The sequence below is a fragment of the Paenibacillus sp. FSL R5-0527 genome (assembly GCF_038008055.1).
Taxonomy (GTDB): Bacteria; Bacillota; Bacilli; order Paenibacillales; family Paenibacillaceae; genus Fontibacillus; species Fontibacillus macerans.
Window position 1 is genome coordinate 3896402 of the sequence record NZ_JBBOYI010000001.1, and the last position, 13761, is coordinate 3910162.

17 protein-coding genes and 1 tRNA gene are annotated in these 13761 nt (G+C 52.5%); 17 read left to right on the forward strand and 1 reads right to left on the reverse strand.

Annotated features, from left to right (window positions below; genetic code table 11):
- Window positions 1–5 precede the first annotated feature (5 nt).
- From ffh to trmD, 5 genes are all read left to right on the forward strand, one after another.
- A complete protein-coding gene (gene ffh / locus NYE69_RS17090) occupies window positions 6–1382 on the forward strand; it encodes a signal recognition particle protein (protein WP_328272115.1) in 1377 nt (458 codons plus the stop codon).
- 229 nt (window positions 1383–1611) lie between these two features.
- Window positions 1612–1884: a 30S ribosomal protein S16 gene (gene rpsP / locus NYE69_RS17095; RefSeq protein ID WP_036622182.1), complete on the forward strand. Its 273-nt coding sequence runs from the start codon at window positions 1612–1614 to the stop codon at window positions 1882–1884.
- A gap of 22 nt (window positions 1885–1906) precedes the next feature.
- The gene (locus NYE69_RS17100; protein ID WP_328272114.1) at window positions 1907–2137 is read left to right on the forward strand and encodes a KH domain-containing protein; all 231 of its coding nucleotides are present in this window, start codon (window positions 1907–1909) and stop codon (window positions 2135–2137) included.
- 189 nt (window positions 2138–2326) lie between these two features.
- The gene (rimM, locus tag NYE69_RS17105) at window positions 2327–2845 is read left to right on the forward strand and encodes a ribosome maturation factor RimM (protein WP_036622186.1); all 519 of its coding nucleotides are present in this window, start codon (window positions 2327–2329) and stop codon (window positions 2843–2845) included.
- Between the two features lies 1 nt (window position 2846).
- The gene (trmD, locus tag NYE69_RS17110) at window positions 2847–3617 is read left to right on the forward strand and encodes a tRNA (guanosine(37)-N1)-methyltransferase TrmD (protein WP_340927158.1); all 771 of its coding nucleotides are present in this window, start codon (window positions 2847–2849) and stop codon (window positions 3615–3617) included.
- Here the strand turns inward: trmD and NYE69_RS17115 are convergent.
- On the reverse strand, window positions 3607–4518 hold the full coding sequence (locus NYE69_RS17115; RefSeq protein ID WP_340927160.1) for a polysaccharide deacetylase family protein: 912 nt from the start codon (window positions 4516–4518) through the stop codon (window positions 3607–3609). The two genes, trmD and NYE69_RS17115, sit on opposite strands and share 11 nt — an antisense overlap.
- Before the next feature lie 272 nt (window positions 4519–4790).
- On the opposite strand from NYE69_RS17115, the gene NYE69_RS17120 reads away from it, so the two are divergent.
- The 12 genes from NYE69_RS17120 (at window position 4791) to NYE69_RS17170 (ending at window position 13757) form a co-directional block, all read left to right on the forward strand.
- A tRNA-Pro gene (locus tag NYE69_RS17120) sits at window positions 4791–4864 on the forward strand.
- Window positions 4865–5085: 221 nt separating this feature from the next.
- Window positions 5086–5283, forward strand: coding sequence for a hypothetical protein (locus NYE69_RS17125; RefSeq protein ID WP_340927162.1), 198 nt, complete (start codon window positions 5086–5088; stop codon window positions 5281–5283).
- Between the two features lie 474 nt (window positions 5284–5757).
- Window positions 5758–6081 carry a hypothetical protein gene (locus tag NYE69_RS17130; RefSeq protein ID WP_328272113.1) on the forward strand — a complete coding sequence of 108 codons (324 nt, stop codon included), beginning with the start codon at window positions 5758–5760 and terminating at the stop codon, window positions 6079–6081.
- A 130-nt stretch (window positions 6082–6211) separates the two neighbouring features.
- Window positions 6212–6550 (forward strand): flagellin N-terminal helical domain-containing protein, encoded by a 339-nt coding sequence (locus tag NYE69_RS17135; RefSeq protein WP_445744777.1) that lies wholly within the window; start codon window positions 6212–6214, stop codon window positions 6548–6550.
- A complete protein-coding gene (locus NYE69_RS33740) occupies window positions 6534–6587 on the forward strand; it encodes a hypothetical protein (RefSeq protein ID WP_445744838.1) in 54 nt (17 codons plus the stop codon). Before NYE69_RS17135 ends, NYE69_RS33740 begins: the two co-directional genes overlap by 17 nt.
- Window positions 6588–6860: 273 nt before the next feature.
- Window positions 6861–7205 carry a 50S ribosomal protein L19 gene (gene rplS / locus NYE69_RS17140; protein WP_036622198.1) on the forward strand — a complete coding sequence of 115 codons (345 nt, stop codon included), beginning with the start codon at window positions 6861–6863 and terminating at the stop codon, window positions 7203–7205.
- 231 nt (window positions 7206–7436) lie between these two features.
- Window positions 7437–7979 carry a signal peptidase I gene (gene lepB / locus NYE69_RS17145; RefSeq protein WP_340930426.1) on the forward strand — a complete coding sequence of 181 codons (543 nt, stop codon included), beginning with the start codon at window positions 7437–7439 and terminating at the stop codon, window positions 7977–7979.
- 46 nt (window positions 7980–8025) lie between these two features.
- Window positions 8026–8892 (forward strand): ribosome biogenesis GTPase YlqF, encoded by an 867-nt coding sequence (ylqF, locus tag NYE69_RS17150; RefSeq protein ID WP_340927163.1) that lies wholly within the window; start codon window positions 8026–8028, stop codon window positions 8890–8892.
- 231 nt (window positions 8893–9123) lie between these two features.
- Window positions 9124–10479: an amidohydrolase family protein gene (locus NYE69_RS17155; RefSeq protein WP_340927164.1), complete on the forward strand. Its 1356-nt coding sequence runs from the start codon at window positions 9124–9126 to the stop codon at window positions 10477–10479.
- Window positions 10480–10638: 159 nt separating this feature from the next.
- Window positions 10639–11256 (forward strand): ribonuclease HII, encoded by a 618-nt coding sequence (locus NYE69_RS17160; protein WP_328272109.1) that lies wholly within the window; start codon window positions 10639–10641, stop codon window positions 11254–11256.
- Between the two features lie 108 nt (window positions 11257–11364).
- On the forward strand, window positions 11365–13455 hold the full coding sequence (locus NYE69_RS17165; RefSeq protein WP_340927165.1) for a flagellar hook-length control protein FliK: 2091 nt from the start codon (window positions 11365–11367) through the stop codon (window positions 13453–13455).
- Window positions 13452–13757, forward strand: coding sequence for an EscU/YscU/HrcU family type III secretion system export apparatus switch protein (locus NYE69_RS17170; RefSeq protein ID WP_036622211.1), 306 nt, complete (start codon window positions 13452–13454; stop codon window positions 13755–13757). The genes NYE69_RS17165 and NYE69_RS17170 overlap by 4 nt, the downstream gene beginning before the upstream one ends.
- Window positions 13758–13761: the final 4 nt, after the last annotated feature.

Genomic DNA, 13761 nt, shown 5'->3' on the forward strand with positions numbered 1-13761 from the left:
GCAACATGGCATTCGAAGGATTGACGAGCCGGCTGCAGAGCGTGTTCAGCAAGCTGCGGGGCAAGGGCAAGGTTTCGGAAGACGACGTCAACGAAGCGATGCGCGAGGTCCGGCTGGCCCTGCTGGAGGCCGACGTCAACTTTAAAGTCGTCAAGGAATTCATCGCCAAAGTCAAGGAGAAGGCCGTCGGCAAGGAAGTGATGGAGAGCTTCACGCCGGGCATGGTCATCATCGACATCGTCAACAAGGAACTGACCGAGCTGATGGGCGGCAGTCAGGCAAGGCTAGCCAAGAGCAACCGTCCTCCGACCGTTATCATGATGGCGGGCTTGCAGGGGGCCGGGAAGACGACGACATCGGCCAAGCTGGCGAAGCTGCTGCTGAAAGAAAACCACCGGCCGCTCCTGGTGGCCGGAGACATATATCGTCCGGCGGCGATCAAGCAGCTGCAGGTGCTGGGCGAACAGATCAAGGTGCCGGTGTTTACGCTGCCGGAAGGCAACAGCCCGGTGGAGATCGCCCGTCAGGCGCTGCAGCATGCAAAGGACAACGGCAACGATTATTTGCTGATCGACACCGCGGGCCGGCTGCATATCGATGAGGAGCTGATGGAAGAGCTGCGGCAAATCCATGAGGTGACGAAGCCGGACGAAGTGCTCCTGGTCGTCGATGCGATGACCGGTCAGGACGCCGTCAACGTCGCCGAAAGCTTTAACCAGCAGCTTACTTTGACGGGGGTCGTGTTGACGAAGCTGGACGGCGATACCCGGGGCGGGGCCGCGCTGTCGGTTAAAGCGGTCACCGGCTGCCCGATCAAGTTCGCCGCGCTTGGCGAGAAGATCGATGCTCTTGAACCGTTTCATCCTGAGCGGATGGCTTCGCGGATTTTGGGCATGGGCGACATGCTGTCGCTGATCGAGAAAGCCCAGGCCAACATCGACGCCGAAAAAGCGAAGGAAATGGAACGGAAAATGCGCAACGCGGAATTTACGTTCGACGATTTCCTCGAGCAGATGGATCAGGTGAAGAAGCTGGGTCCGCTGGATCAGCTTATGGACATGATTCCGGGCATGGGCAAGATGAAGCAGATGAAGGACATCAAGGTCGACGAGAAGCAAATGGGCCGGGTGGAAGCCATCGTTCATTCGATGACCAAAGCGGAGAAGCAAAATCCGGAAATGATCAATCATAGCCGCCGCAAGCGGATCGCCGCCGGAAGCGGGACGACGCTGGCCGACGTCAACCGCCTGATCAAGCAGTTTGACGAGATGCGCCGGATGATGAAGCAGTTCTCCGACATGATGGGACCGAAAGGCAAAGGCAATAAAATGATGAAGCAGCTGAGCAAAGCCGGCAAAGGCATGCGCTTCCCGTTCCGTTAATACGGCGGATCGCGCTTAAGTGGAGTTCAAAAAGTCAGGTTTTCAGCACCGAGAAGGTTGGATGAAGCTAGGGACTGAGGAGCGGAGCGTACGTTTTGGGTACGTGAGCACCGGAAGTCCCGGCTGAATTCAAGATTCGATGTCGAATAAACTTCTGGATCTACTTCGTGATCAAAAGATGACTTTTTGAACTACCTCTATCATTGATTTTTTGAAGGAGGTGAATTTCGTGGCAGTTCGTATTCGTTTGAAACGTATTGGTGCTCATAAAGCTCCTTTTTACCGCGTCGTGGTATCGAATTCCCGTTCCCCGCGTGACGGCCGTTTTATCGAGGAGATCGGTTACTACAACCCGGTTGCACAGCCGGCTGTAGTTAACATCGACGAAGAGAAGGCGCTCAAATGGCTCCAAAACGGCGCACAAGCATCCGATACCGTTCGCAATCTGCTGAGCAAAGCAGGCGTAATGAAGAAGTTTCATGAGCTCAGACAGCAGAAATAATTGCTGATTCGGAGGGTCGTAAGTGGAACAATTAGTCAGCGTTATCGCGAAGGCTCTTGTTGACCATCCGGACGATGTTCGTGTGGAGGTTGTGGAGAAGGATCACCTGATTGTCTATGAGCTGTCCGTGCATCCCGACGATGTGGGGAAAGTGATCGGCAAGCAGGGGAGAATCGCCAAAGCGCTCCGCACGGTCGTAACATCGGCAGCGGTCAAGATGGATAAGCGGGTTTCCGTGGACATCATGTCTTAAACAACCTCTTATAGATGTACGAAAGCGGGTTAGGATGTTTGTCCTAGCCCTTTTTCGTACATGCTGAAGCGTAAAGGACACGGTGTTAAGGATACTCTATGGCTATTATACTTGAAATAAGGCTTTTAAAGCGGCTGGATGGTTTCCCTGGGTTGCAGCCTCAGCCGTTTATAATACTGGGAGGTTGTTATGTCGAATTCTTTGTTGACGGTTGGTAAAATCGTAAATACGCACGGGATCCGCGGTGAGCTGAAGGTGCTGCTGCAAACGGATTTTCCGGATGTCCGGTTTGCGCCGAAAAACCGTCTTCTGATCATTCACCCGGAGAGCGGAGAACAGTTGGCGGTCACGGTGCAATCGTCAAGACCGTACAAACAGATGTATATTGTAAAATTCAATGAATTTTCCGATATTAATGAAGTTGAAAAATTTAAAGGCCGGGATTTAAAGGTAACGAAAGCGGAATCGGTGGAATTGCCGGAAAACGAGTATTATTTCCATGAAATCATCGGCTGCCGCGTCGTCAGCGACGAAGGCGAGGACCTCGGCGTGATCGAGGAGATTTTGCGTCCGGGAGCGAACGATGTGTGGGTCGCCAAGCTGCCTTCCGGCAAACAGTTGCTGCTGCCCGTTATCGACGACGTCGTGCTGGACGTAAACGTGCAGGACAAACTGGTCAAAGTTCATCTGATGGAAGGGCTGTTGTAGGATGCGCGTGGATGTGCTGACGCTTTTTCCGGAAATGTTTGCAGGCGTGTTCGGCAGCAGCATTCTCGGCAAAGCGCAGGAAAAAGGAATCGTTGCGCTAAATGCGATCAATTTCCGGGAATATTCGGGCAATAAGCATGGGACCGTAGACGATACGCCGTACGGCGGCGGAGGCGGGATGGTGCTGAAGCCGGAACCGATCTTCGCGGCGGTGGAAGCTGTGTTGGAAGGGAAGTATGGTGATGCCGGGGCGAAAACCCGCTCACCGCGGGTTATTTTGATGTGTCCGCAGGGCGAGGCTTTTACGCAGAAGAAGGCCGAGGAGCTTGCCGCCGAGGAACATCTGATCTTTATTTGCGGCCACTACGAAGGATACGATGAACGGATTCGCGAACATCTCGTAACCGACGAAATATCGATCGGCGATTATGTACTGACCGGCGGCGAGCTGCCGGCGATGGTCGTGATCGACAGCGTGACCCGGCTTCTCCCGGGCGTGCTGGGGAATGAAATGAGTGCGGTCACCGACTCCTTCAGCACCGGAATGCTGGAGTATCCCCATTACACGAGACCTGCGGAGTTTCGCGGCTGGAAGGTGCCCGATATTCTGCTCAGCGGACATCATGCCAATGTGGAGGAATGGCGGCGAAAAGAAGCGCTTCGGCGTACCCTTTTGCGCCGCCCGGACCTGCTAGAGAAGCTGGAATTATCGCCTCAGGATTTGAAATGGCTGGAGCAAATGAAAGCTCATCCTCCGGAAATTAAGGATTGAGCAATTTATCTATGTCCGTGTCCGATGTGACCGTCAATCTCTTCAAGGTCATTAGCCGATCCCCGGGTTTTACGAAGCCCTGGTAGACGGTGAAGGCCATTCGATAACCGTTTTCCTGGAGATAGTAAATCATCTGCCGGCTCTTCTCTCCATATGGGTAGGCGAAGTAAGGAGAGTCGACCACCTTTTCTTTCATCAAGGCAATATCTTTTTCCACTAACGAGGGGTCTTGTCCCGCAGCTTTCATTACCCCGCATTTCTCAAAGCCTTTGCGATGCAGATCGTAAGTATGGCTGTGAAACTCGAACACATCGCGCGCAGACTCCATCTCTTCCTTTGATAAATACGTTTTTTTGGCGGGATCAAAGGCTTGAGTCTGTTCTTTCAACTTACTGCCGATGACAAAAATGGCTGCCTTATATCCGTATTTTTTGAGGATCGGGTAGGCGTATATATAGTTGTTTTGATATCCGTCATCAAACGTAATGACAACGGTTTTGGCCGGGAGGGAGATCTGCCCCCTGACGTATTGTTCCAGTTCGCTTAGCGAAGCCGTATAGTACCCGTGGTCATGTAGATAAGCCATATCTTGTTCAAAAGCCTCCAAATTGATGACGGATTCGTTGCCCGGATACTTATTGTATTTCTTCGGCGTGATGTAATGATACATGAGTACGGCAACTTGCTCGGCGGTGCCGGGTTTGACGGAAAAACCTTCGGGCAGCTTAGGGTATACTTCATGCTTTTTGTGGGTCAAGGTAAACATTGTATTTTTGACCATGCCCCATGAGGTGCAAGCCTTTCGCGATAATACGTTGCTCGGATGGGTCACCGCCACCGCGTAAATCAGCACCAGAATGGCCAGCGAGAATATTGCGTACTGCGAGATTCTTTTTCTCATTCTTTGATAAAACTCCTATCCTGTCTAATTGTCCAACATATCTATTCTATATGGTCTTAAAAAAAATGGGTTACGATTTGTTTGCAATTTGGAGTGAAATGAAGGATCGGCGATCAACGCACGTTTAAACGTTATTTTATTGGGAAAATTTTCGCAGTTATGCGCGTCTAACTCTTGCAAGGGTGCGTGTCTATAGCGTATAATAACCTATGTCGCTATTCATAAGCGTTGGGCCAACGGTACGGAAACGTTGATACAATGCTTAGTATCATCGGGGTATGGCGCAGTCAGGTAGCGCGCACCCTTGGGGTGGGTGAGGCCGTGGGTTCGAATCCCGCTACTCCGATTTAAACTGATAATATCAGGGTTTTCACTGCTTTCTGATGAACAAAAAAGAATGCGGTCGATAGCAGAAACGGTTTTGCAAAAAAAAGACCACACCTTATACCAGATTAACATCTGTTATAGGGTGTGGTCTTTTTTGTAGTTAAAACCTAGTATTAAATCTCTTAATGAGTTTCATCAATCTAATAATCAGCGCTTGACAGGGAGGTCCGGTAACCGATCATGGCAAGAAATATCGGCAGATCAATATCGGCTGTCCGGACGCTTTGCACGATTATCCCGTTTGATCCGGAAGCAGAGAGGAAGATAAATTCAGGAGAAGAAAATAGGTTTGGAGCAGCAGACATGTTCGAGATCATTAGTTCGAGATGGTTAGACAGGTTTGTGAGTAGGAGATTTAGAGAAGTGAAGCAGACCTGAAGGGAGGAATGGGGCAAGACACCGGGAAAAATGAAAGGACCGTGATTAGCCCCCAACCTCTCCCCCTGAACAAGAGGGATAATCGTGCAAAGCAGCATAGCATGCAGGGATACCATTTTGTAAAAATAGGCTGCATACCTTTGTCGGGGGCAGTCTATTTTTTCTTATGGAAATATAGACTAATTCTGTAGACCTATTTTGCCGATAATGATTATAAGGTGGAAAAATATAGGTTTGGGGGAATGTTTGGGTGAAATTGAATACTGCAACAAAAATTCTGATGGTTGGATCTCTCATTTTTTTATTTGGCATCTTCTATAATTCCTTTTTTAGTTTAGGAATCATTGAACTTAATGTTGGCAATTATCAAGTACATAATTTTCTGCTGAGTCTGGCCAATGGTATTTTTGCTGTCACAGTTCTTATCTTCTCCGTCTCTTTCCTAAAAGCCCAAAATAAGAGAGGAAAATAATCATGAATTCATTGCTTGATGAAATCATTGAAGAACAAGATGAAAAAAATAAATCTAATGATAACTCAAACTCCAGTTCAATAGGCTCAGCATTACATTATGTTGGGATTGCTTTTATAGGATTAGGTTTACTAGCGGGAGTAATTGTAATCGCCTTATTGAAAGACCCGGATTCAGGTGCTTATTTTCCTGATCCTCATCCATTAAGATGGTTATATGGCAGTGGAATAATTATTTCTACATCAATAAGCGGGCTTTTATTTATGGGGTTTTCTGAAGTGATCAAATTGTTAATCAGTATTAGGGACAATACTAAAAGTAAATAATTTTCCAACCGCCAACTTTGGCGGTTTTTTCACTCAATCGCATTTTACGACTAGAATATTTGCATAGGGAAAGTTGTTAATATGAATGGGGATATTTTCCTGTAGTGATATTAACGGAGGAAGAAAATGATTGTATCTCATAATTATTGCGCTTAACGTTATAAATAACTTAAAACAGAAAAATGCGGCAGTATCCAAAAATTCAGAAAAATTGTCATCAGGTCTAAGGATAAATAGGGCTGCAGATGATGCAGCAGGATTAGCTATATCTGAGAAGATGAGGTTTCAAATCCAGGGGTTGAATCAGGCTTCAAGAAATGTTCAAGATGGTATCTCATTAGTTCAGACGGCTGATGGAGCTATGGGGGAAATTCAATCCTTATTACAAAGAATGAATGTATTACTTGAGTCTATTGACGAAAAATCAGATTCTTGCACAAGCAGGGCAAGCGATGTTAGCACAAGCTAACACATTACCTCAAGCAATATTACAGTTACTTAAATAATGCATGGTGTTTGCACATAAATGCACCGGAACAAACATTGAAGAATGCCGGCCCATCCGGTGAGACGGGCATTTTTTTATGAAAAAGGGATATGATTAGAATGACGAGGTACAAGTTAACCCCTTTAAAAAATTAGATTTTCCTTGCTATGCCTATGGAATTATGATAAAATTCTCCTTGTTGTGAATTCGGTGGTCCGCTGCGGATGATGAAGGAGAACATGGGGTTCTCCGGAAGAGGCATGAACACCTGAGTGGAAGGAGGGAGTCATAGATGAATATCGTACAAGCGATTACGCAAGAACAACTTCGCAAAGATATTCCGAGCTTTCGTCCTGGTGACACTTTGAAAGTGTTCGTTAAGGTTATCGAGGGATCTCGTGAACGTGTCCAATTGTTCGAAGGTGTTGTTATCAAGCGTCGCGGCGGCGGAATCAGCGAAACTTTTACGGTTCGTAAAATTTCCAACGGTGTAGGCGTGGAAAGAACTTTCCCGCTTCATTCCCCGAAAATCGATAAAATCGAAGTGGCTCGCCGTGGTAAAGTGCGTCGTGCGAAGTTGTACTATCTTCGTGCATTGCGCGGTAAAGCAGCGAGAATTAAAGAAGTGCGTCGTTAATTTTTTAACGAACAGGGGGCTTGTATCCATTCAAGCCCTTTTGCTGTTTTTAACGGAGGAATTTCCGTTTACATATTCCAAAACAAAGTGAGGTCGCGGTCCATGGAAAAGCATGAGCAACCAAACCATCCGGACGATCGGGAAGTGCCGGGGCAGTTGAATGATCACGAATCAAGCCCAGCGGAAACGGCACCCGCCCCTGCTTCGGGCAAAAAACAATCGAGCGAGGCCATGGAGTGGCTTAAAGCGATCGTCATCGCGGTCGTGCTCGTTCTTTTGATTCGTTGGCTTTTCTTTGCGCCGTTTATTGTAGATGGTCCCTCGATGCAGCCGAATTTTCATACGGGCGAAAGAATTATCGTAAACAAAATCATTTACGATATCCGTCAACCGAAGCATGGGGAAGTCATCGTGTTCCACGTCCCGTCCGAAGGGCGCGACTTCATCAAGCGGGTGATCGGCGTTCCGGGCGATACCGTAAAGGTCGAAGGTGATACCGTCACGGTCAACGGGCAGGTTGTGGATGAGACTTACATCAAAGCAGCCGTGAATGCAAAGCATAACAACAATGAGCTTTATAATACGGAAGCGGATTTCCCGAATGAGCGGGTTTCCGATGGAACCGTGCCTGAAGGATATGTTTTCGTGCTTGGGGATAACCGCTCCAACAGCACGGACAGCCGGAGCATCGGCTATGTGCCGTTTGGCGACATCGTAGGAAGGGCTGATCTGGTGTTCTGGCCGCTACAGGAGCTCCATTTCATTAAGCATTAAAATCCGCGGCTAGAGGGCCATTCTCGGAAGCTAGAGGTGAAAGAACATGACAATACAATGGTTTCCCGGGCATATGACCAGGGCCCGCCGGCAAATCCAGGAGAAGCTGAAGCTGATCGACGTGGTGATCGAATTGCTTGACGCCCGGCTTCCCTTATCGAGCCGGAACCCGATGATCGACGAGATCCTGCAGGGAAAACCGCGGCTGATCGTTTTAAATAAAGCGGATTTGGCCGATCCCGCGGTGACCAGGCAGTGGATCGCGTTTTTTAAGCAGGAAGGGCACACCGCCGTCGAGGCGGACGCTTCCAGCGGCCGAGGGATCAAGGAGATCCCGCAGCTGGCCAAAGAGCTGCTCAAGGACAAAATCGAAAAACAACTCGCCAAAGGCATCAATCCGCGCGCAGTGCGGGCCCTGATCGTCGGCATTCCCAATGTCGGCAAGTCGACGCTCATTAACCGGTTGGCCGGGAAGAGCATTGCGGCGACCGGAGACCGCCCTGGCGTCACCAAAGGGCAGCAGTGGATCAAAGTCGGCACCGAAATGGAGCTGTTGGACACGCCGGGGATTTTGTGGCCCAAATTCGAAGATCAAAACGTCGGTTACCGCCTTGCCGTAACGGGGGCGATCCGGGAAGAGATTTTGAATGCCGAGGATATCGCTTTTTTTGCCGTAAAATATTTGGCCAGATATTACTGGGAGCCGTTTAAAGAAAGATTCGAGCTTGACCAGCCTCCCCGCGACTTTGAAGACCCGGATGAAATCGTCGCCATCATGGAAGCGGTTGGCCGGAAACGCGGCTGTTTGCAAAGCGGCGGCCGGGTTGACCTTGAAAAAGCTTCTAAAATTCTGCTTCGCGAGCTGCGGGCCGGAAAAATGGGCCGATATTCGCTAGAGGACCCGAACGTATAAGCAGGACATATTTCGGCGGAAGAAACGTAATAAGCGCAAGTCCCGGACATTTGGTTCGGGGCTTGCGCTATTTTAGTGGAGATGCGAATTGCGTGATTTACTCATTATTCTAAATAATCTATAATTTACCTATACGCTGGCATATTTAAGCTATTATATGAATCATTTCCTAAATTAAGATTCCGTCAGCTTTTTCTTGTAAATCAAACAAAACCAAAGGAGATGGAAAGTATGAGTACGCGTCGCTTAATCAAGAACGGTTGCGTGTTGACGATGGACAGCTCTTTAGGAACCCTTCGGAAAGCCGACATCCTGATCGAGGATTCTTTGATCGTAACGATTCAAGCTGACCTTGACGTATCGGATAGTGAGGTCATTGATGCCACGGACATGATTGTCATGCCGGGATTCGTGGACACCCATCGTCATGTCTGGGAGTCTTTATTGCGGACTATCGGCGCGGATTGGTCACTGCCGGTTTATCTGCAAAACATTTATTATGGCGGAATTGGCAGCAGAATGCGGCCCGTGGACAGTTATGCCGCCAACTTGCTGGGAGCATTGGAAGCGCTTAACGCCGGGGTGACGACCGTTTTGGACTGGACGATGATCTATTCACCCGATCATGCTGACGAACTGATTCGCGGTTTGCGGGATTCCGGCGTGCGCGCCGTATTCGCCTATGGTGTCTCCGGTGAAACCGAATATTGGAGCCGTGACAGCCAAAAGACCTTTCCGGACGATGTGTACCGTGTCAAAAGGGAACACTTTGCTTCCGATGATCAATTGTTGACGATGGGGCTGGCGATTAGAGGACCTGAGTTCAGCAGTTGGGAGGCAACGCTCCGAGAAATCGGGCTTGCCCGTGAACTGGATGCGCTATGCTCCATGCATGTTGGTTTCGGCAGTTGGGGAGCGGACGACCGCTCTGTTGAGAAGCTTTATAAAGCCGGCTTGCTCGGTCCGGATTTGAATATGGTGCACGCCAACACGATGGGCTTCGATGAATACAAGCTGCTGGCGGATGCGGGGGCGTCGCTATCTGTTACGCCGGAAGTGGAAATGATGATGGGGCACGGCTATCCCGCCACCGGATACTTCCTTGAGAATGGCGGTACCCCCGCGCTTGGCGTGGATGTCGTGACCTCAACCGGAGGGGACATGTTCACGCAAATGAAATTCGCGCTGCAGGCGGAGCGGGCAAGAGTAAACCAGGATATTTTGGCCTCGAAAAACATGCCCGGCGAATTGAATTTGCAGGCCGGGCAAGTGTTGCATTTTGCTACCTCGGCAGGAGCCAGAGCTTTGCGATTGGACCATAAAATCGGTACCTTGGCTCCGGGGAAAGAAGCCGACCTTATTTTGATTCGGACGACAGATTTGAATATGTTTCCCGTATCCGATCCGGTAGGCGCTGTCGTACAATTTGCCAACCCGGGCAACGTGGACTCCGTTTTTGTGGCCGGCCGTCCGGTGAAACGGTACGGGAAGCTTCTCAATGTCGACTTGAACCACGTGCGCAAACTTGCCAATGAAAGCAGAGAACATCTCTTGGCCTCATCTGCCGGTACAAAGGAGGGAACCTAAAAGCGATTGAACAAGCTCTAAAAAATTTACAGAACTCTATATTTTTTAACCGTTTTAACCGATAAAAGATTTATCATCCGTAGGGCGAGGACCAAACGCTTGATAAAACGTCCGTGACCCCTTAAGCTTAGAACAGGGTTTAATCGCGAAGGAGGCACTATGGACGATCTGCTATCCTATGAAAGAGAGTATTGGTCCTCGTACCGTTACATAGCGGGAGTCGACGAGGTTGGCCGGGGTTGCCTGTTCGGCGACGTGGTGGCCGCGGCGGTGATTTTGCCGCAGGGTTTGCTGCTTGAGGACGTGGATGATTCGAAAAAGTTAAGTCCGAAAAAGCGGGAAAAGTTATACGACCTTATTTTGGAAAAAGCGGTTGCGGTCGGGATCGGATATGCCGATGTGGCGACGATTGACCGGATCAATATCAAGCAGGCCAGCCGGCTGGCGATGAAGCTTGCGGTGGAGCAACTTTCCGTAGCTCCGGAATTTTTACTGGTGGATGCCGAAAAGGTCGATGTCGACATTCCGCAGCTGGCGGTCATTAAAGGAGATGCGACAAGCCAGTCGATCGCGGCGGCCTCCATTATCGCCAAGGTAACGCGCGATCGGCTTTGCCAGGGCGAGTGGGATGCGCGTTATCCCGAATACGGCATCGCGGTACATAAAGGGTACGCTACCAAACTGCATCGAGAGCAACTCCTGGCCCTTGGGCCGACGCCGATGCATCGGAAAAGTTTTCTGGGCAATTTGTTTGCCGAGGAGCAAACGTTGTTTTAAGAGGTAGTTCAAAAAGCTGGAAACTTGACTTTTTGTACTTGCACTTTAACCAACCCGCCGAAGCGATGGCGGGTTTTCCAATATGTTTTGAGGCAAGGGGGGAGTTTCATGAATATCGGGCCGTTGCTGCGCAGTATGATGGGAAATGCCCAGGCGGGGGAACCCAAAACTCTGGAACTGAAAACAGGGCAGGTGGTCCGCGGAACGGTTTTGTCCGTATCCGAAAACGGTCAGGAAGCCGTCATTCAGGTGCAGGGCGTGAAGCTGCACGCCGCGTTGGAAACACCGATGCGCCCGGGGGAAACGACTTTGCTGCAGGTTCAGCCGGAATCCAAAGACGGGCTGGCGGTGCTGAGGCCGATGAGTTCCCTTCCGGGCTCCGAGCTGTCGGCGGCTTCCCTGGCCAAAGCGTTGCAATCTTTAGGACTGGAAGATACGGCAACGAACCGCGAGCTGCTGCAGTTGATGCAAAAAAGCGGTTTGCCGTTGACGAAGGAGAACGTATCGCAGATCTTGCAGTTGTCCGGGCAAAAGCCGGGCGGCGTACCGCTGTCGGAGTGGATTCAGGCGGCCGGCATTGCTTTTAGCCGGGGGCTGCCGCTGACCGGGGAGACGGTGGCGGGACTGCATCAGGCGGTATTTGGGCCGCCGCTGCACGCGTTATTGTCTGCGCTGGACGAGCAGATTGCAAACTTTCTTAGCCAGACGGCTGGGAACTTGGACGGGACGGCCACGCCCGGATCAGGGACAAGCGGCGGAAGCGCCGGAGGAGCGGCGGCGCTGGGGCAGCAGGCTCAAGCTGGGTCAAATGCTGCCGCATTGACGGATACGGCATCCTCCGGTTCGGGAGCGGCCGCGATGAGCGCTGCGGCAGGTGGTTCCGGGGCGGCGGGAGCTTCCGCCCGGCCGAATCAAGCGGCAGGACTCGTGCAGATGGCGCTGCGGGGAGCGCTTGCCGAAGCTGCAGAGGGGCAAACGCCGCAGCCGGGAACTCCGGGCGGCAGCGCTGCGGCCAGCCTGTCCGGCGGCGCTTTGGTGGCGAAGTTGCAGGCGGTGCTGGCGGAGCTGGATGCGGCCATGCTGCAGGAGGGCATGGCCGAGGCGGCGCCCGGGCGTGGGACGGGCGCCGGCGGGGCTGCTCCCAGCGCGGGAACGCTGGGAGGGAGCGGCGCCGCCGCCGGAGGCGCGGCGGCAGCGCCGCAGGCGCAGGGCGAAGGGGCCGCTGGCCCTTCGCCGGCGGGCACGCGCCCCACCCCCGCGGCGGAGCCGTGGGTGGGGCGCGTGCTGAAGCTGCTCGGTGCGGAGCACGAGCAGCAGGTGCGCGCGGCCGCGCCTAGCGCAGCGGCGGCGTCGGCGCAAGCGCAAGAAGCGCCGCCTGCGGCGGGCGCTTCGGCGAGGCACGCCGGGGGCGCGGAGCTCCCCGGCGGCCAGGCGCCCGGCAGCGCGCCTGCGGCCGCGCCGGGCGGGGACACAGGCAGCGCCGCGCCGCCTGTGGAAAGCCGCGCCGCGCAGGCGGACGCCCGCGCGGCAGGCGGCGCTGCGCCGGCCTCGACCCCGGCCCCAGCGAGCGCCGGGGAGGCGGCTGCCATGCGCAGCTCCGCCTTCGGCGTCTCCAGCGCATCAGCCGCCCCTAATGCCGCCGGCGGGGCCGTGCAGGACACGCTCAAAGGCCTGCTGCTGCAGATAGCGGCGGCCGACGATCTGCCCGCGCCGCTCCAAGAGGCGGCGCGGCAGCTGGTGCAGCAGCTGACCGGCCAGCAGCTGCTGCTCAATACCGACCGCACCGCGCCGTTTGCGCAGGTGACCATGTTCCTGCCTTTTTTCGGACCGGACGGCAAGCAAACTGCCTCGGTGCATATCGAATCGCGCCGCGGGCGCAAAGGCGAGCTGGATCCCGCCAACTGCCGCCTGTGGTTTGACCTGCAGATGAAGACGCTCGGCCAGATTATGGTCGACGTGCAGGTCGCCGACAAAAAGGTGCTGCTGAAAATATTCAGCGAGCAGGAAGCGACCGGCGCGTTCCTTGAATCCCGGCAGGAGGAGATCAGCGAAGCGTTGTCCAGCGCCGGTTACCGTCTGCTGTCCTTGAAGTCGGAGCCGTTGATCCCAAAGGAGAGCGAGGAAGGCGGCGCAGCGGACTTCAGCCTGCCGCTGACTTATGCCCCGAGCCCGTATAAAGGGGTGGATTACCGCGTATGAGCGAACAGCCGAAGCAGCCAAACCTTGCGTTTAAAAAAGCGGTTGCCCTTAAGTACGATCCCGGGCAGGGCGAGGCTCCGGTCGTCGCCGCCAAAGGAAGCGGCCTGCTGGCCGAGCGCATTTTGGAGACGGCGAAGGAGCACGGCATTCCCGTGCAGGAGGATGCGGCGCTGGTCGAGGTGCTTTCCAAGCTCGATCTGGACCAGCAGATTCCTGCGGAATTATACGATCTGGTGGCGGAAATTCTTACCTTTATATACCGGTCCGACAAAATGGCGGAAAGAAGGATGTTCCTTGAATAACCGT